This is a genomic window from Kitasatospora sp. NPDC049258 (assembly GCF_040678895.1).
In the GTDB taxonomy this organism is placed as follows: Bacteria; Actinomycetota; Actinomycetes; order Streptomycetales; family Streptomycetaceae; genus Kitasatospora.
This window is the reverse complement of the sequence record NZ_JBFAQT010000002.1, coordinates 96381-114882: the sequence shown is the minus strand read 5'-3', so window position 1 is coordinate 114882 and position 18502 is coordinate 96381. Positions and strand designations below refer to the sequence as shown.

Genomic DNA, 18502 nt, shown 5'->3' with positions numbered 1-18502 from the left:
CCGGTTTCGGTTCGGCCCCGCAGTACGGGTCGCAGCAGCACGGAAGGCCTTCCAGGATGAGCGAGAGCAGCCTGCGGGTGGTCTGGGTCTACCCCGACCTCCTCAGCACCTACGGCGACCGCGGCAACGCGCTGGTGGTCGAGCGCCGGGCGCGCCAGCGGGGGCTCGGGGTCACCCGGATCGACGTGCGCTCCGACCAGTCGGTGCCCACCAGCGGCGACATCTACCTGATCGGCGGCGGCGAGGACCGGCCGCAGCGGCTGGCCGCCGAGCGGCTGCGCAACGACGGCGGCCTGCAGCGCGCGGCCGAGAACGGCGCGATCATCTTCTCGGTGTGCGCCGGCTACCAGATCCTCGGCCGCGAGTTCATCAACGACCTCGGCGAGCGCGAGCCGGGCCTCGGCCTGCTCGACGTCTGGACCACCCGGGGCGAGGGCTCCCGCTGCGTCGGCGACGTGCTGGCGAGCGTCGACCCGATCCTCGGCCTGCCGCAGCTGACCGGCTTCGAGAACCACCAGGGCGTGACCCACCTCGGCCAGGGCGTCAAGCCGCTCGCCTCGGTCCAGGTCGGCCGTGGCAACGGCACCGGTGACGGCACCGAGGGCGCCTGGCGGGACACCGTCTTCGGCACCTACCTGCACGGCCCGGTGCTGGCCCGCAACCCCGCCGTCGCCGACATGCTGATCAAGCTGGCGCTGGACGTGAACGCGCTCCCGCCGGCCGACACCACCTGGTACGACGCCCTGCGCGCCGAGCGGATCGCGGCCACCGGGCGCCCGGCCTAGGCCGACCCCGGGGCCCGCCCCGCACCTCGCCGAGGTCCCGGCCGCGCCGGGACCTCGGCCACGCCGACCGGGAGAAGACCAGCATCCGGTCCACCCGTGCCCTAGTGGCCGTCGGCATAACAGAATAGGAAGCGCTGGACGCACACCCTCCTCGGCGTCCAGCCGCAGTCTCGCGCGGAGGCGTCGACGATGCCGCTCCCGCGCCGGTCCCTGCCCGGCCGGACGCAGGAACCGTATGCTGTACTGCACGGTCGATTTGGGGCCAATGGTCCGAAATCGACCGACCGCGGTGGCGACACCGAGGTGGTCGTCCGGCCGTCCGGTTACTCCCCCAGCCTGGCGGCTGGGGGTGCCCCCTGGGGAGTTGCAAAGCAATGCGTATTGGTGTCCTGACCAGCGGCGGTGACTGCCCCGGCCTGAACGCCGTGATCCGTTCCGTGGTCCACCGGGGGGTGGTCGACCACGGCGACGAGATCATCGGGTTCCAGGACGGCTGGCGCGGTCTCCTCGAAGGCGCCCACCGCCCTCTGACCCTCGACTCGGTGAGCGGCATCCTCGCCCAGGGCGGGACGATACTGGGCTCCTCGCGGGTCCAGCCGAGCCACCTGCGCGACGGCGTGGAGCGGGCCAAGAAGTTCTGCGCCGACCTCGGCATCGACGCCGTCATCCCGATCGGCGGCGAGGGCACCCTCAAGGCGGCCAAGCTGATGAGCGACGGCGGACTGCCGGTGATCGGCGTGCCGAAGACCATCGACAACGACATCGCCTGCACCGACGTCACCTTCGGCTTCGACACCGCCGTCTCGGTCGCCACCGACGCGCTGGACCGGCTGAAGACCACCGCCGAGTCGCACCAGCGGGTCATGGTGGTCGAGGTGATGGGCCGCCACACCGGCTGGATCGCCCTGAACGCCGGCATGGCCGCCGGTGCGCACGCGATCGTGGTCCCGGAGCGCCCGTTCCACATCGACAAGCTCACCGAGGTCGTCCGCGAGCGGTTCGAACGGGGCAAGAAGTTCGCCATCGTGGTCTGCGCCGAGGGCGCCAAGCCCGAGCCGGGCACCATGCACTGGGAGGAGGGCACCCGGGACATCTACGGCCACGAGCGGTTCACCGGCATCGCCACCCAGCTCTCCGGCGAGCTGGAGCACCGCCTCGGCAAGGAGGCCCGCCCGGTGATCCTCGGCCACACCCAGCGCGGCGGCACCCCGACCGCGTACGACCGGGTGCTGGCCACCCGCTTCGGCTGGCACGCGGTCGAGGCCGCCCACAAGGGCGCGTTCGGGCACATCACCGCGTTGCAGGGCACCGAGATCAAGCTGGTGCCGCTGGCCGAGGCGGTCGCCGAGCTGAAGACCGTCCCCGCCGAGCGCTACGTCGAGGCCGAGACCGTCATCTGACGGCCGGGCCCGGGCCCCCGACCGCCGTGCGCGGTCGGGGGCCCTTCGCGTGCGCGCCGCCACCCGGGCGGCTACTCGGCGGGCGTCCCCTCGTGCAGGCCGCCGCCGCTGCCGGCCGCGCCCGTGGTGTCCTCGGGGGCGACCGGGGCGGACAGCGAGGAGAGGTCCCAGGCATAGGTGCCGACCGCGTCGGCGATCACGTCGATGTTGACGTCGAAGGCCTTCGGGTCCAGGTTGGCGAGGGTGTCGCAGGCCTGGTGGTAGCACGGGTCGTAGGCCACCCCGGCGGTACCGCCGTACCGGGCCGCCTGGGCCTCGGACTTGACGCCCTCCGCGCCGGTGGCGGTGCCGCCGGCCGGGATGCCGGCCGCGATGAACGGCCCGTAGTCGGAGCGGCCGGTGAAGTCGGTGCCCTCGTGCGGCAGGCCGCGGCGGTCCAGGTAGCCGGTGATCCGCCGCTCCAGCTGGGCCGAGCCGGCCGGACCCGGGCCGGACCCGGTGCGGTCGGAGTCGTCGCCGTCGTAGACGAACCGCGCCCCGTTCGGCGAGGCGATCATGTCGAAGTTGAGGTAGAGCTTGATCTTCGCCCGCTCCGCCTCGGACAGCGAGGCCACGTACTTCTCCGAGCCGACCAGACCGAACTCCTCGGCCGACCACCAGGCGAACCGCACCTTGTTCTGCACCCGGTGGCCCGCGAGCGCCTTGGCGACCTCCAGGATGCCGGCCGAGCCGGACCCGTTGTCGTTGATCCCCGGGCCGGCCTGGACGGAGTCCAGGTGCGCGCCGACGAAGACGGTGTTGCGCTCGTCGCCGCCACGCGTCTCGGCGAGCACGTTCCAGGTCCTGCGGGTCTCGTGGAAGGTGCGGATCTCCAGCGCGACCGTCACCTCACCGGCCGCCACCCTCGCCGCCAGCGCCTCGCCGCGGGCCCGGGTGATCCCGCCGGTCGGGATCCTGGCCACCTCCGGGTCGCCCAGCGTGCCGTTCAGGTCACCGTCGGTGTTGTTGTACACGATCGCCCCGACCGCTCCCGCGGCGGCGGCCGTGGCCTGCTTGACCGCGAAGCTGCAGCCGCCCCGCTTGATCAGTGCGATCCTGCCGGTGAAGGCACCGGCCGGGTAGTCGGCGTCCTCGCACCCGGTGGTGGCGTCCGGGGCGACCACCGCGACCGGGGCCGTGAGGCCGCCCTCCGGGGTGCTCGTCGAGTACGTCATCGCGAACACCGGCAGGTCCTCGGGGACCGGCCCGAGCACCCGCAGGTGTTCGGCCAGGGTCTGCGCGTAGACGTAGTCGAACTCGTGCCGGGACACCTTGAGCCCGGCCCGGCGGGCCTGCTCGGCGACGTACTCCGCCGACTCCCGGTGGCCGGGCGAACCGGCCACCCGGGTACCGCCGTTGCGGTCCGCGATCCGCTGCAGCGACCTCAGGGTCCGGTAGGCGTCCTCGGCCCCGGCCTGGCGCACCAGCTCCTTGGCCAGCCGCTCGGCCCGGGAGGCCGGCCGGTCGTCGGCGGACGCCGGTGCGGCGCCGATCAGCAGGAGCGGTGCGGTGAGCGCGGCCGCGGCGAGCGCGGCCGGGATGGTCCGGCGATTTTGTGCGTTCAAGGCGTGTCCTTCCGACGGTCCGTGACGGTGCGGCAGGTGACGGCAGGAGCCGGGGGAAGCGCTGGAGGGAAACTACCGGCAAAGAGATGGCATGGACATACCCAAGGCATGTCCTCGGCCGGAATTCACACCTTTGCCGGACACGGCGGTGCCGCCCGGCGGCGAGGCCGGGCGGCACCGTGGCGAGCTTGCCCCCGGGGTCAGCCGGGGTAGACCCGGGCGGCCGCGATCGGGCGTTCGGCCACCGGGTGGGCGACGGTGGAGTTGACGCCCCAGCGGTAGCCGGCGAACAGCTTGGTGCCGGCGTCCGCGTAGAACACCAGGTGGCCGTAGCCGGCGCCGTCGTGCTCCACCCAGGCCGGATTCTGCCCCTGCCGCTCCTCGATCCTGGTGTCCGGGAAGGCGCGGTAGATCGCCTCCGCGCTCGCCGAGGCGGCCGGATTGCCGTGCGGGTTGCTGGTGCAGTCGATCACCTCGAAGACGTACGGCACCAGGTTGCTCCCGACCTGGCCGTCCGCCGGGGAGGCCCAGGTGCCCTTGCGCTCCCTGATCATCACGATGTGCCCGGTGTACGGCTCGGTGGTCGCCTCCCCGTCGTAGTCGAAGGCCACGAAGTCGCCGGGGCGCAGGTTGACCGGCTTGGTGACGGCCGTGAAGTGCGGGATCGTCGCGGCGTTCGCGAAGCCGGCCCGGAACTTCTCCGCCGTCGGGTAGAGCTTGCCGGGTTCGGTGCCGAAGTTGTCCCGGAAGTACTGCGTGGTCGCCCAGCGGGTCGGGTCCGCCTCCTCGGCGGGTGTGCGCGGGCCGTAGGTGCGCTCCAGCACCAGCGTCACGAAGGACGAGCACTGGGCGAGCACCCGGTACTGCTCGGGATGGCCCGGCTCGCCCCAGACCGCGGCGGAGTACTCGTCCGGGAACTGGCCGGCGAGCTTGTACCGGTTGGCCGGATCGCCCCAGGGCAGGCCCCGGAGGTACTCGATCAGCTGCTCGGCCTCGATCTGGTGCGGCGGCTTGACCTGGTACGGGCTCGGCGGCGGCACCTCCGCCGCGGCGGCCCGGCCGGTGGCCGCGGCCCCCGCCAGCGCGGCGCCGGCGGCACCTGCCATCAGCGAGCGGCGGCTGAAACGGTGTGGTGACATGACAGATCTCCCCCGAGCGACTGTCCGATGATCATCAGAAGCGCCCACGATCCTAGAGCGCCGGGCCGCTTCCGGTGGCCCTTTCGCCACACCGGTGCCGGGACTCCGTGTAGTTCCACTCCGAGTCACAGGTCCACAGGGTGCGGACGGCGCCGTTCGCAGAGCTGCCAAATTCCCCGCGCCGCAAGGTAGTTCACAGCGATCACGTCGCCGCTGCGCCCATCGGGCACCACGAGATCGGGAAGGCGAATTCTTCACCGGCCGGAACGAGGCGGCTCGCAGGGGACGGCCGCCCGCCGGTACCGCGAGAGGCCGCCCCCGCACGCGGTGCGGGGGCGGCCTCTCGGGGCTGTGCTCAGGCGTCGATGACGCCCGCGCCCAGCAGGCCGAACAGCAGGAAGCCGACCACCAGGCGGTAGATCACGAAGGCGTTGAAGGAGTGCTTGGCGATGTACTTCAGCAGCCAGGCGATCGAGGCGTAGGCGACCACGAAGGAGACCAGGGTGCCGACGGCCAGCGGGACGATGCCGACTCCGCCGCCGGTGGCGTCCTTGAGCTCGTAGAGGCCGGCGCCGGTCAGCGCGGGGATCGAGAGGAAGAAGGACAACCGGGTCGCCGCCACCCGGTCCAGGTCGCGGATCAGCGCGGTGGACATGGTGGCGCCCGAGCGGGAGAAGCCGGGGAAGAGCAGCGCGAGGATCTGCGAGGAGCCGACGATCATGGCGTCGGCCAGCGTGATGTCCGCCTCGCCGCGCCGGTGGCGGCCCATCTGGTCGGCGCACCACATCACGATGCTGCCCGCGATCAGCGAACCGGCCACCACCCACAGCGAGGCCAGCGGCCCGTCGATGAGCGGCTTGGCGGCCAGGCCGACGATCACGATCGGGATGGTGGCGTAGATGACCCACCAGGCGAACTTGTAGTCGTGGTTGGCGCGTTCGGAGCGGTTGACGATGCCCCGGCCCCAGGCGGTGACGAAGCGGAGGATGTCCTTGAAGAAGTACAGCAGCACCGCGGCGATCGCGCCGACCTGGATCACGGCGGTGAAGCCGACCACCGCCTTGTCGTCGACGGGGATCCCCATCAGCCCTTCGGTGATCTTCAGGTGTCCGGTCGAGGAGATCGGGAGGAACTCCGTCACTCCTTCCACGATGCCGAGGATGACGGCCTGGCCGACACCGATTGCGCTCATCTGAAATGTCCTCGCGGTGGTCTGAACGGTCGGAAGTGCAGTGCCCAGCGCACGGCAGAGTCGGCCGGACGGCCACGGCTGCGTCTACAGGCTTGTAGATGCTAGGGGATGAAGATGTCGGCCCGCACCGCCGGGTACCACCGGGCCGCACCCCGCGGGCGCGGCCCGGTGCCCGGGAGCCGGTCCGGTCAGCCCTCGGTGGACCTGGCCCAGAGGTTGAGGCCCGCGTCGGTCGCGTACTTGTCGATCTCGGCGAGCTCCTCCTCGGTCAGCTCGGGGCCCTGAATCGCCGCGACGTTGGTCTCCAGCTGCGCCACCGAGGACGCTCCGATCAGGGCGGAGGTCATCCGGGGGTCGCGCAGCAGCCACTTCAGGGCGAGCTGGGCCAGCGACTGGCCCCGGCCGGCGGCGACCTCGTCGAGCTTGTTCAGCTTGTGCCGGGTCTCCTCGGTGAGGGCCTGCGGGTCCAGCGACTTGCCCTGCGCGGCCCGGGAGTCGGCCGGGATCCCCTTGAGGTAGCGGTCGGTCAGGATGCCCTGCGCCAGCGGCGCGAAGCCGATGCAGCCGGCCCCCTCCTCGGCCAGCACGTCCAGCAGGCCGTCGTCCTCGATCCAGCGGTTGAGCATGGAGTACGAGGGCTGGTGGATCAGCAGCGGCACGCCCAGGTCGCGCAGGATGGCGGCGGCCTCGCGGGTCTTCTCGGCGTTGTACGAGGAGATGCCCGCGTAGAGCGCCTTGCCCTGCCGGACCGCGGCGGCGAGCGCCCCCATGGTCTCCTCCAGCGGGGTCTGCGGGTCGAAGCGGTGCGAGTAGAAGATGTCGACGTACTCCAGGCCCATCCGCCGCAGCGACTGGTCCAGGCTGGCCGTGAGGTACTTGCGCGAGCCCCACTCGCCGTACGGGCCGGGCCACATGTCGTAGCCCGCCTTGGTGGAGATGACCAGCTCGTCGCGGTACGGGTGGAGGTCGGCGGCCAGGTGCCGGCCGAAGTTGGCCTCGGCCGAGCCGTACGGCGGGCCGTAGTTGTTGGCCAGGTCGAAGTGGGTGATCCCGAGGTCGAAGGCGCGGCGCAGGATCGCGCGCTGCGATTCGAGGGTGCGGTCGTCGCCGAAGTTGTGCCACAGGCCGAGCGAGATCTCCGGCAGCTGGAGGCCGCTGCGGCCGGTGCGGCGGTAGCGCATGGACCCGTCGTAGCGGTCCTCGGCAGCCCGGTAGGGGGCGGTGGTCATCAGAGCCTCCAGAAGAGATTTGTTTCGTCCAAGAACATATCGGATCCAGCAGCCCACCCCAAGCTGCGAGTCCACCACGCCCCACCGGCCCGCTCCACCGGACTCGCCGGGACCGGGGGCGGGTGCGGGCCCCGCGTAAGCCCCGCCTAGGCTGACCCCGAAGCAAAACGGACGAAACCGGACCACGGCCCGGCCCCGACCGACGCAGCACGAGGAAAGCAGGACGCGCCGATGGGCGACGGCATGGCAGGCATGCACCACCACGGAGGCCAGACACTCGGCCCGTTCACCCTCTCCTCCAGCCTCGGCTGGTCACCCGACTGGCCGTTCCTGATCGGCGCCCTGCTGGCACTCGGCCTCTACCTCGGCGGCGCCGTCCGGCTCTGGCGCCGCGGCGACCGCTGGCCGATCGGCCGGCTGATCGCCTGGGTGGCCGGCGTCGGCACGATCGCGCTGGTGACCTGCACCGGGCTGAACGACTACGGCATGGTGCTGTTCAGCGCGCACATGATCCAGCACATGGTGCTGAGCATGCTCTCGCCGATCCTGCTGCTGCTCGGCGCCCCGATCACGCTGACCCTGCGGGCACTGCGCCCGGCCCGCAAGGGCAGCGGCCGCGGGCCGCGCGAGCTGGTGGTGGCGCTGCTGCACAGCCGGTACATCCGGATCGTCTCGCACCCGGCGTTCACCATCCCGCTGTTCGTCGCCAGCCTGTACGCGCTGTACTTCAGCCCGCTGTTCGACTTCCTGATGCAGTACCGTCTCGGGCACCTCGCGATGATGGTCCACTTCCTGGCGGTCGGCCTGCTGTTCTTCTGGCCGATCATGGGCGTGGACCCGGGCCCGCACCGGCCCGGCTTCGTGATGCGGATCATCGAGCTGTTCATGGGGATGCCGTTCCACGCCTTCTTCGGCGTCGCGGTGATGATGGCCACCCACCCGCTGGTCACCACCTTCGGCACCGACTCCGCACCGCCGGGCACGAACCTGCTGAACGACCAGAAGATCGCCGGCGGCATCACCTGGGCCTTCGGCGAGATCCCGACCGCGATCGTGCTGATCGCCCTCACCCTCCAGTGGGCGAAGTCGGAGGAGCGCCAGGCCCGCCGGCGCGACCGGGCGGCGGACCGCGACGGCGACGCCGAGCTGGTCGCGTACAACGCCTACCTGGCCTCGCTCGACAAGCGCGGCCGGCAGGCGACCGGGGCCGGCTGACCGCCGGCTCCGCGCTTTCCCCGGCAGCCCGACCGCCAAGGCCCCGCCCGATCGCCCCCCGAGGATCGGCCGGGGCCTTCGCCGTCCGCGGCTCAGCCGATGCCCTGGCGGTCGGGCTGCAGGGCGAAGGCGCGGTCCTCCGGGTCGGTGACGTGCTGGGCGACCGCCCTGACCAGCAGCTCGCGCTGGATCCGCAGGGGTGCGCGGCGCGGCTCGGGGGCGATCCGGAGCAGGTCGTCGAGGGCCGCCGCGAGCCGGCGGGTGACCTGCGGGTGGGCCGCGCCGCAGAGCCGGATCTCGGTGAAGGCCAGGTCGATCGTGGCCGCCCAGCCCGGCACCGGCTGCACCAGCCGGACCCGGCCCTCCCGGTCGCGGTGGCGGAGCTCACCGAAGGACTCGGCCGCCAGCAACGCGGTCAGCTGGTAGATCCGGTCGATCGCCTGGACGGCCGTGGTGGGGTCGTTCACCGCCGGGGAGAGCGCCCGGATCGCGATGTCCACCAGCTGCCGGAAGCCGAAGCTGAGGTCCTGGTGCATGGTGCGGTCCACCCCGACGTTCAGCGCCGCCGCGATCCGGCGCGGGCGCGGGGTGCTCCCGCCGGCCACCACCACGGTCGGGGTGCCCGGGGCGATGAAGTCCCCGATCCGGGGCACCAGGTGCAGCACCGCGTCGTGCCGCCGCGCCACCCGGACCAGCCGGCCGATGTTCACGTCCCGCAGCACCCCGGCGCTGCCCTCGTGCAGCAGGGTCCGCCCGTCCTCGGGCCGGCTCGGCTCGGCAACCTCGGGCATCAGCCGGTGGTACTGCACCAGGACGGCGAGGGACTCCCGGGTGACCCGGTCGATCACGTGCGGCACCCGCAGCAGCCGCAGGGTGGCCTGCACGTACAGCACGAAGAAGGCGAGGCTGAGCATCACCAGCAGCACGGCCACGACCGTCGACATGATGGGGACGGAGACCGCCTTGGCGGGGTCGGTGGTGTCGTCGTAGGTCAGCTGGACCAGCAGGGTGAAGACGAAGGTGGCCAGGCAGGTCGAGAAGGTCGCCTTGGTGAGCCGGCTGCGGACGTACAGGCGCAGCACTCGGGGGCTGAACTGGCTGGCGGCCATCTGCAGCGAGACCAGCGAGATCGAGAACACCACGCCGATGAAGGTGAGCATCGCCGAGCTGACGGTGGAGACCACGCTCTTCGCGGCGCCCGTGAACCGGAGCAGGTCCTCGGCGGACCCGCCCTCCTGCACCGTCGCCCGGTAGATCTCCCGGTCCAGCCAGTCGGTGACCCCGGCCAGCAGCACCGCCAGCACGCAGGCCACCAGCGGGGCCACCCAGAACGAATCCCGCAGGTGCTCCCGCAACGGCGAGAGCGGCCGGTACCGACGCTGCCGCCCGCGCTGCTCGGGCTCGGGCCGACGGGCACTCATCCCCCCAGGCTAGGCGGGCAGACGGCACGTGCCCTGCGCTGCTCGGCCGGATGAGCTTCCGGACCGGCCGCTGGAGTGGTGCCGGATTCCTCCGACGGGGCCGACTCCCGACGGTCGTCCGGTAGTGCCGCTGAGGTCCCCATGACAGTCGCCAGAACGAGCAGAAGTGCGCCGGCCAGGCCTGCCTGGGTTGGCGGGCCTGGCCGACTGGGGAAACGGAGGACCAGCCTCCGACAGCCCGACTATTGATCAATCACATACTGGTCGACATCGATCGCTGCCCCGACATCCGACAAGAAGCCGAGCAGTGATGATTTCACGACGAACCCTGGGCCGGCCTCGTCCAGCAGCGAGCAATACTGCACGATTGACAGAAGAGTTGAACACCCGTTTCTCAGAAGCTCGGCAATCGGTTCACGCAGCCCGGCGACCCGGACCTCGATCCGCTCCAGGAGATCCGTGACATCCTCACCCGCCACACCCTCCTCGACAAGCTGCCAACTGTTGATGCGTGCGGGCCGCCCGAGGATCGAGCCTTCCGGCACCCGGGCAACATGGGACGACCGGTCAGGGTCCAGCGACAGGGCAGCAGAAATGAACTCCGGCGAGATCCTCTCACTACTGATCGTGAACTTGACCATCCGCCGAGGACCATCGAACCCAGACATTTTCGACCCTCACCTATCCATTCGGTACCACGTCGGAATCGGAGCCTTCTGATTCTTCGCCATGAGGAAGAGGTAACCGCTGGAGGTGTCCTTGAAAACGTCGTAGCGTCCGACAGGCGCGCCTTTGCCAACAGCTTCCTCCTTGAAGGCGTGGACATCTCCCACCTCCTCCTTCAGTGTGTTCTTGCTGACCTTCTTGAGTGCAGACATATCCGGCTCGGTCGCCGGATCCCTCGCGGGCGAGGACGACGAATCCTTCTCGCGCAACAGCGTGCTGATGTCGTCGCCGAGACCGCGCGCACCATCGACCGCCATCGTCGAACTCGGTGCAGCAATCGCCAATCCACCGGCAATGGATGGCGCCCCCGCAACACAGAGCACACCGGTGCCGCACTCCACTGCGCCACTCGCGGCCAACGTGCCGCCTGCGACAGTACCCGCTGCTCCGACCACAGTCTCGGTCGCGTGCACGAGGCCGGAACCAAGGGTCTTCGCGAGGTCCGTGAGGTTCTGCGCATCACGCTCCGCCTGGGCCGCTCGTCGATCCCACTCCTTCTGGCTCTGGCAACCCGCCCGCCCCTTGCATACGGGCTTCGTGGCATATGTCCACGCCTTGTCGAGCGCCTGCTGGATGGCCTGCAGGTCCCAGAAGCTCAGAGGCGGTTTCTCCGTCCCGCAGTCACCCGGGCGGCACCCTCCACCGTGGTTGGGGTCCTGCCCGCGCTCCTTCCCCCATTCCTCGTTCTTGGTGGTCCCACAGCCACCAGGGCATCCGCCGCCCGGGCTGTACCCGTAGCACGGCATCTCCTTGCCGCACTCGGCCGGGATGAGGCCGGTCGGATCGGACTTGGTGGCGGGACTGTCGGCGGCGTAGCTGTAGCCACCCATCTGGTTGGGATCGCCCGCCTCGAACACCGGGTCGACGGTGAGGAAGCGGCCGAGGGAGGGGTCGTAGGTGCGGGCGCCCAGGAGGTCGAGGCCGCTGGTGGCGTCGGTGGGCTTGCCCAGGTAGCCGTGGTTGTCGGCCCACGAGCCCGGGAGGGCGCCGCGGGGGTTGCCGTAGGGGTCGAAGGCGCGTCGGGTGACGGCCAGGGTGTCGGCATCGATCTGGACGCTGCTGGTGTGCTGCGGGTTGGTGGGCTGGTAGGTCAGCGCCCCGGTGCTGGAGCGGACGACGACCGTGCCGTCGGGGTTGGCGTAGTAGCGCAGCCCGGAGACCGAGTTGCCGTCGCCGGAGAGGGTGAGCTGCTCGGCGCCGCCGAACAGGTAGAGGACGGTGCCTTCGGAGCCGCGCTGCAGGAGCAGCGCGCCCTCGGCGTCGTAGAGGTAGCCGGACGTCCTGGCCACCCCCGCGGACGGGGTGGTGACGGTGGCCGTGCGGCCCTCGGCGTCGTAGCCGAAGGTCTGGGTGGCACCGGCCGCCGGGGTGTCGGCGCCGGTGGTCCACTGCTGGTTGACCCCGCCGTGGCAGGTGTAGAGCGCGACCCGGGTGCCGGGGGTGTTGTCCCAGCCCGTGATGTCGAGGCAGAGCCCGGACACCACGTTGACCATCGAGCCGCCGGCCCCGCTGCGCCACTCCTGGGCGGGGCTGCCGTCACAGGTCCACAGTTCGACCGCGCGGCCGGCCTCCGACACGCCGTCCGCCGGACGCGCGCATTTGCCCAGCGCCTTGAGGGCGCCGTCCGTCCCCAGCGTCCACTTCTGGGCGTCGGTGCCGTTGCAGGTGTAGGAGACGACGGGGTTGCCGTCGTCCGTGCGGGAGCCGCTGTCGTCCAGGCAGAGCGGGGTCGCCGTCCCGGTGGAGAGGCTGGAGGCGACCGAACCGGTGCTGCTGACGGCCCGTGCGGTGGTGTCACCGGCCTCGTCGTACTGCGGGGTCACGGTGGTGGTGTAGCCGGCGCCGGTGGGCGTGTTCACCGTGGCGGGCCACTGCTGGTTGGCCCCGCCGTTGCAGTACCAGAGCGCGGTCCGGGTGCCCTGGGCGCTACTGGCGCCGGGGATGTCCAGGCACAGGCTCGTGGCGGCGTTGACCAGCGCGCCGTCGGCGCCGTCCTGCCACTGCTGGGAGCCGCTGCCGTCACAGGTGCCGAGTTCGATCGCCGTCCCCGGCCCGGCGTCACCGCCGCCCGCCGGGCGGGCGCACTTACCGAGCGCCTTGAGCGTGCCGTCCCCGCCCCTGGTCCACTTCTGGGCTCCGCTGCCGTTGCAGGTCCAGGTCTGGATGGCGGTGCCGTCGGCGGTCCAGGCGGCGTTCACGTCCAGGCACAGCGGGGCCCCGCCGGTCGGCACGGCCGAGACCAGTGCACGGGTCGCCGCGCCGGTGCTGCTGGTGACGGCGGTGACGGTGTTGGGCTTGGCGGCCGGGGTACGGCCGTCACCGGGGTAGCTGCCGGTCTGGGTGATGTCGCGGGCGGTGTCGCCGGTGACGTCGTGCTTGACCTGCTGGGTGCGGTCACCGAGCAGGTTGTACCGGAAGCTCTGCCAGTACGGGGCCGGGCCGCCGATGCTGCTCGGGCCGGGGTCGGTGTTGTTGCACCGCGAGACCTGCCCGGCGGTCGGGGTGCCGACACCCCAGGTGTCGGTCCAGGCCTCGACCAGCCGGTCGAGCCCGTCGTAGCGGAAGCACTGGGTGTCGACGGCCTGGTCCGGTCCGCCGGAGGACTGCAGTTCGGAGGTGTTGGTGAGGTTCCCGGCCTCGTCGTAGCCGTAGGTGGTCGCCGAGACGGGGTTGTTGGTCGCGGTCTGGATGCTGACCCGGTTGGTGGTCAGCCGGCCGGTGGCGTCGTCGTACGTCTGGGCGGTCCGGAACTGCTTGCGGTTCAGCCCGTACGTGGACTGCAGGAGCTGGCCGAGCGCGTTGTAGTTGGCCAGGTCGAGCAGCGCGGTGTTCTCCGTGCCGCTCTGGACCAACTCGCCTTGGAGGTCGTAGCCGTAGCCGACCGACTCGGCGGGCAGGCCGCCCTCCGCGCGGTAGTTGGTGGCGGCCAGCAGGCCGACGTTGGGCGTGTAGTTCGCGGTGGCCGAGTAGTCGCCCGCGAGCCGGCCCTCGGAGGCCGGGATGGTGGTGGTGGTGCCGGTCGGCTGGTAGGCCGTGTTGTAACCGTCGGTCTTGGTCACATAAGCGCTGCCGGCCGCGCCTCCGACGTACCGGGTAGCCGCGGTTGGATAGCCCTTGGCGAGGCTGTCAAAGGTCCATGACGCCAGCAGCTTGGTTGCGTCGGTCGTGTCGCTGCCCGAGTACTCACCGGTCCGACGACCAAGCAGGTCGTAGGTGAAGGAGAGGGACTGACCCCTGCCGTCGATCGATCGGGCCACCCGCCCGTAGTCGTCATAGGCCTTCGAGGACGTGCCCCCGTCCGGATCAGTCTGCGAGACCAGGCGGCCGGCCAGGTCATAGGAGTAGGACCAAGCGTTGCCGGCAGCATCCGCGATCGTGGCGACCTGTCCGCCCGGCTTGTAGGTGTAGCGGGTGGCGACATCACCGACGCCAGCTCCACCGTGCAGCTCCGAGGTCGTCGTCCGGCCTCGGGCATCGGTCAGGACCGTGGTCGAAGTACCACCACTCGGTGGCGTGGTGTCGACCCGATCCGCGCCTGGGTATGCGGTGGTCGACTGCCATAGCTCGGCACCCTTGGCGTACTGCTTGACAGCTGTAGGACGGCCCATCCCGTCGTAGACCGTCACCTGCTCCGAGGGCAGCGAGTTCTCCGTCTCGACGAACAAGGTCGAGTTGGGCGCGGTGGTCGGGTCCGAGTAGGCGGGGATCCTGATCACGGGCCGGCCTCGGCCGTCGTACCAGGTTGAGCTGACTATCCGGCCCGCTGTGTCGTTGGCCGGTGTGGCCTGGGTCTGACGAGGCTGCAGCAGACCGTCGTAGACGGTCACGGTGGTGCGGTAGGTCTCGTTCTCGCGGAGCGTCTTGGTGATCACACTCGACGGGTCCGGGTTGTTTCCGCTGCCATTGATCTTGTACTCGAAGATCTGGCTCGGGGCTTTGCCTGCGTCCTTGCTCCGACCCGGGAGCCAGTCCTTGGAACGGCGGCCGAGTGCGTCGAAAACCGAATCGGTGGTACGACCGTTGACGTCGACTCCACGAGTGACCACACCTCGCCCGGGGGCGACAGCACGGTTCGCAGTCCAGCCAAGGGCGTTCGTGGTCGACACCCCGGTGGGAAGGATGCCAGCGGCAGGCGTGTAGGTGACGGTGGTCGCCGAACCTGCCGCATCGAGACTACGGATCACGCGGCCGTAGGCGTCGAATGTGTCGGCTCCGAGGGTCTGGAACACCGGCTCACCGGAACCGTCATAGGACTTGACCGACTGGGTGGCCGTCACCAATCCCTGGGAAGAACCGGTCCGGCCCAGCGTGCCAAAGGCGCCCAGGTTGCCAAGGCTGCCGTCTCCGTCATAGTAGGTGCGCTTGTGGCTGAGCGTGGTTTCGGTGCCCGCCGCAGTGCCGCAGGGGCCGGCCACTGTGAGGGACTCGCTCGGGTAGGTCAGCATCATCGGATTGCCGGGCGGCGCATCCGCGTAGCGAATCGTGGTGCAGGTCTCCTGTCCGGGGACGGAGACATCGCCCTTCTCATCCACCTGGAACGGCCGTCCGAGGCCGTCGTAGTTGGTGGCACTGAGCGTGGTCCGCCAGCTTCGGTCGGAAAGCTGGGTGACCTGGCGCCCCCCACTGGTTCGGGCGCGGCGGCCGATCAGGTCCGGGAGCTCTGAGAGCTTCTCGGGTGCAGGGCTCTCGGATGTCCACGCTACTCGGGGACTGGAAGCCGTCACTGTGGTGTCCGGCACAACCGGTAGCGCCTTGGCGACGACGTCGCCGCCGGCTTTGGTGTATGTGGCCGACTCCTGGGCCAGTCCGGCCAACCACGGACTGTCGGTGACCTCCTCGCCCAGCGAGTTCCTCCACTTGATGCTGCGTCGGGTTCCGTCGGCTCGGTAGTCACCATCCATCCCCTGCAGATAGGAGACCGTGATCTGACCCACCGGGTAGGGTGCGCTTCCGGTGGTGGTGGTGACGGTGCGGTAGCCGCGGAAGTCGTTCCAGGTGCGGTACTGGTCGTCCGTCAGCTCGGAGTCGTCCCGGTGCCAGGCGGCGCCGTCGCCGTAGCCGTAGTTGACCACCTGGGCCGGGGAGCCGGCCTTGGTGACGTCGGACGAGGTGACCGTGGAGACCAGGGTCTTGTGGAACCAGTCCGCGATCGGGGTCGCCGCACCCGGTGTGGTCCAGTAGACCGGGAAGCAGGCCATGGTGTTGCTGTCGGCCGAGGCCGGCATGGTGTTCTTCGTCCGGGAGCACTCCTTGTCGCGGTAGGTGACCGCGATGTAGGTGCCGCTCTCGGTCTGGACGCCAGAGATCCGCGGCCGGTAGAGCGGCGGCGCGGCGGGGCTCGGCCCGTCGACCCGGTTGTCGACCTCGATGCCGCTGAAGGTGACCGGGTCGAGGGTGATCGCGCCGCTTCCGCCGGCCGAGGTGTCCAGGCCGGTGTGCCGGATCTCGGAGAGCCACATCACCGACTGGAGGGCGCCCGCGTTCTTCGGGTCCTCGGTCCGGCCGGTGACCGGGTCGATGGTGCCGCCCGCGTCCGAGAACTGGTGTGTCAGGGCGTACGAGTCCACGCCCTGCCATCCGCCGCCGGTGCGCACCTCGGTGGTGACGCCGCGCAGCCGGACGGTCGACCAGAAAGTGGGTGAGCCGACCTTGCAGACGGTCGGTCCGGTGCCGCTGGTGGTCCAGTCGGACCGGCAGCCCAGGTCGAACGGCACGTCCGGCCAGTTGGTCGCGGTGGCGGCGGAGAGGTTGTCGCTCCGGCAGACGCTGTCGGAGACCACGCAGCGCTGCGCGGTGTCGAAGCTGACCCGGGCGGCGGGCTCGCGGCCGGCCTTGGCGTCGTCGAGCTTGTAGCCGTAGGAGACCCGGGTGAGGTACCCGCCGCGGCTGTACGCGGTCAGCGTGCCGGAGCCGCCGGCGGCCGCCTGGCCCTGGCCCATGGAGTAGTAGTTGGCCTCGTTGGCCCAGTCGTAGCGCTGGACGTCGCCGTTCGGGTCGACGACGAAGTCCAGGTTGAAGCGGTAGCCGGGCTGCTTGTCGCACTGCGACGCCTTGCCCTTGGCGGCCGTGTAGCACGGGTCGCCGCTGTTCGGGTGGTAGACCGGGGCGCCCCAGGCACTGTTGGTGGCAGCGTCGGAGGTGGTGCCGGGGGCGTGGTTGAGCCCCAGGTAGTAGGCGGTGCCGTCGGTCGTGGTGACCTTGAAGTACTCGCCGTCCCACAGGCCGTTGGCCGCGCCGGTCAGCCGCTCGATCCGCGTGCCGTCGTCCGAGAGCAGGTGGTACACGCCGTTGGCGTCCCGGACGAGCTCACCGGAGTGGGAGCCGAGCGACAGGGTGGCGTTCCAGCCCGCCCAGCACTGGTCGGCGGAGTTGTCGATGCCCGCGTTCCGACAGGACTTGGCTGAGCGCTCGATGAAGCCAGGGCTGTACGACCAGCCGTCACCGATCCAGGACGCCTGCGAGTTGCGCGCCGAGGTCTCGCCGTCCACGGCCTGGGAGTTGTACGACAGCCCGATCGACGGCGCGGGTCCGGCCAGCGAGGGCGGGACCGCGATCGGGTAGCTGTAGGTGAAGGCGCCGGATGCCGACTGGGACCACGTCCCCGAGGCGGAGAGCGACGTGGCCGTGTACGAGCCCTGCGAGCCGCCGGTGCCGGCGACGGCCGCGACGGCCAGACCGGAGGCGGCCGGAGCGGCGGACTGCGCCCCTGCCGCGGGCGCGGCGGCCGACTTCGGCGCGCCCTTCCCGGCGGCCGGCAGTGCGACCGTTCCGGTGATCCGTTGGCTCACCGGGTCGTTGGTGGACTCGACCGGCTGCTGGCGGCGGCACTCGGCGAGCTGGGGCGTGGTCAGCGCGCAGCTCGGCAGGGCGACCAGCCGCAGCCGGGAGGCCCAACCGCCGCCGTACGCCTGGGCGATCGATCCGTAGTCGAGTGCGACCGAGACGCTGCCCGCGTCGGAGCGGCTGTCGGCGCGGGTCAGACCGACCAGCAGGCCGTCGACGTCGGCGGCCTGAGCCTTGGCCCGGTCGGCCACCTTGACCTGGACCGCGGCGGGCGGGCTGACCGGGGTCTGCTCGCCGACCAGGTCGCGGGCCTGGCGGCCTAGTTGCTCCGGCGCGGCGGCGCCGAGCAGCACCGGGCTCGCGCCGGCCCGGACCGGGCTGCTGCCGGCCGGGGCCTTGCCGAACGGGGTGGCGCCGGCCGACTTGGCGGACACGGCACCCAGGTCGACCGTGCTGGTGGTCTCGGCCGGCCACTGTACGGCGGCGCTCTTGTGGGCACTCAGCGCGCGGGCACCGGGCTGGCCCGAGCCGGTGCCGGGCGGCCTCGGGCTGTCGGCGTCGCGCCCGTCGATCCTCGGGAGCTGCTGGAGCGGGTCCGGCGCCCAGAGTTCGCCCGCGTAGTGGTAGCCCCCGACCACCTCCGCGCCCGCAAGCGGGACCACGAGCGACATCGCCGCGGTGAGCGCGGCGACGGTGGTGACCCTCCTTCGCCGGCGGACCCGCCGGCCGGGCCCCGGCGGAGCATCGGATCCGAACAAGAGCAGGCCGAAGCGCACGTCATCCCCCCGTAGTGTCTTTCCCCATGACGGGTCGCCGTCGAATGACCACTCGCCACCCCCGACGCCCCCCTTGCGATCGCGGGAACCGTATTGCCACCCGGGCGATCATCGCAATAGCCTTCCGGCGACCCACTCCGCGATATCGCCGGGTGCGAAGCGCCGGACGGGTCGACGGGGCTCGATCCAGACATTTTTCGGCCGATTCGTGTGCGCTGTGGGCCGTCGCCCG

10 protein-coding genes are annotated in these 18502 nt (G+C 71.0%); 3 read left to right on the top strand and 7 right to left on the bottom strand.

Translation table 11 applies throughout. The annotated features are described in order from the left end of the window. Positions 1-56: 56 nt before the first annotated feature. Together AB0K43_RS02410 and AB0K43_RS02405 are read left to right on the top strand one after the other, a co-directional pair. Positions 57-785 carry a glutamine amidotransferase gene (locus tag AB0K43_RS02410; protein ID WP_363634900.1) on the top strand — a complete coding sequence of 243 codons (729 nt, stop codon included), beginning with the start codon at positions 57-59 and terminating at the stop codon, positions 783-785. Between the two features lie 374 nt (positions 786-1159). Continuing rightward, positions 1160-2185, top strand: a complete 1026-nt coding sequence (locus AB0K43_RS02405) for a 6-phosphofructokinase (RefSeq protein WP_363634898.1) — start codon at positions 1160-1162, stop codon at positions 2183-2185. A 71-nt stretch (positions 2186-2256) separates the two neighbouring features. Here the strand turns inward: AB0K43_RS02405 and AB0K43_RS02400 are convergent, their stop codons facing one another. The 4 genes from AB0K43_RS02400 to mgrA all read right to left on the bottom strand — a co-directional run bounded on the left by AB0K43_RS02400 (position 2257) and on the right by mgrA (position 7349). Then, entirely contained in the window at positions 2257-3789 is a 1533-nt protein-coding gene (locus AB0K43_RS02400) for a M28 family metallopeptidase (protein ID WP_363634897.1), read from the bottom strand. A 200-nt stretch (positions 3790-3989) separates the two neighbouring features. Further along, positions 3990-4928, bottom strand: coding sequence for a hypothetical protein (locus AB0K43_RS02395; protein ID WP_363634895.1), 939 nt, complete (start codon positions 4926-4928; stop codon positions 3990-3992). A gap of 355 nt (positions 4929-5283) precedes the next feature. Beyond that, positions 5284-6120 carry an undecaprenyl-diphosphate phosphatase gene (locus AB0K43_RS02390; protein ID WP_363634893.1) on the bottom strand — a complete coding sequence of 279 codons (837 nt, stop codon included), beginning with the start codon at positions 6118-6120 and terminating at the stop codon, positions 5284-5286. Positions 6121-6308: 188 nt separating this feature from the next. After that, a complete protein-coding gene (gene mgrA / locus AB0K43_RS02385; protein WP_363634891.1) occupies positions 6309-7349 on the bottom strand; it encodes an L-glyceraldehyde 3-phosphate reductase in 1041 nt (346 codons plus the stop codon). Between the two features lie 252 nt (positions 7350-7601). Between mgrA and AB0K43_RS02380 the strand changes: the two genes are divergently transcribed. Beyond that, positions 7602-8564, top strand: a complete 963-nt coding sequence (locus AB0K43_RS02380) for a cytochrome c oxidase assembly protein (RefSeq protein WP_363634888.1) — start codon at positions 7602-7604, stop codon at positions 8562-8564. A gap of 92 nt (positions 8565-8656) precedes the next feature. Here AB0K43_RS02380 and AB0K43_RS02375 read toward each other — a convergent pair whose 3' ends face one another. The 3 genes from AB0K43_RS02375 to AB0K43_RS02365 form a co-directional block, all read right to left on the bottom strand. Next, the gene (locus tag AB0K43_RS02375; RefSeq protein ID WP_363634886.1) at positions 8657-9985 is read right to left on the bottom strand and encodes a DUF2254 domain-containing protein; all 1329 of its coding nucleotides are present in this window, start codon (positions 9983-9985) and stop codon (positions 8657-8659) included. 242 nt (positions 9986-10227) lie between these two features. Beyond that, positions 10228-10626 carry a DUF4279 domain-containing protein gene (locus AB0K43_RS02370; RefSeq protein ID WP_363634884.1) on the bottom strand — a complete coding sequence of 133 codons (399 nt, stop codon included), beginning with the start codon at positions 10624-10626 and terminating at the stop codon, positions 10228-10230. Between the two features lie 36 nt (positions 10627-10662). Then, complete coding sequence (locus AB0K43_RS02365) at positions 10663-18165, bottom strand: ricin-type beta-trefoil lectin domain protein (protein ID WP_363634882.1); 7503 nt, start codon at positions 18163-18165, stop codon at positions 10663-10665. Positions 18166-18502 lie beyond the last annotated feature (337 nt).

Coding starts and splice junctions, on each gene's coding strand:
- AB0K43_RS02370 (WP_363634884.1), bottom strand. CDS start 10,626: ATGGTCAAGTTCACGATCAGTAGTGAGAGGATCTCGCCGGAGTTCATT.
- mgrA (WP_363634891.1), bottom strand. CDS start 7,349: ATGACCACCGCCCCCTACCGGGCTGCCGAGGACCGCTACGACGGGTCC.
- AB0K43_RS02390 (WP_363634893.1), bottom strand. CDS start 6,120: ATGAGCGCAATCGGTGTCGGCCAGGCCGTCATCCTCGGCATCGTGGAA.
- AB0K43_RS02410 (WP_363634900.1), top strand. CDS start 57: ATGAGCGAGAGCAGCCTGCGGGTGGTCTGGGTCTACCCCGACCTCCTC.
- AB0K43_RS02380 (WP_363634888.1), top strand. CDS start 7,602: ATGCACCACCACGGAGGCCAGACACTCGGCCCGTTCACCCTCTCCTCC.
- AB0K43_RS02365 (WP_363634882.1), bottom strand. CDS start 18,165: ATGTCGCTCGTGGTCCCGCTTGCGGGCGCGGAGGTGGTCGGGGGCTAC.
- AB0K43_RS02405 (WP_363634898.1), top strand. CDS start 1,160: ATGCGTATTGGTGTCCTGACCAGCGGCGGTGACTGCCCCGGCCTGAAC.
- AB0K43_RS02395 (WP_363634895.1), bottom strand. CDS start 4,928: ATGTCACCACACCGTTTCAGCCGCCGCTCGCTGATGGCAGGTGCCGCC.
- AB0K43_RS02375 (WP_363634886.1), bottom strand. CDS start 9,985: ATGAGTGCCCGTCGGCCCGAGCCCGAGCAGCGCGGGCGGCAGCGTCGG.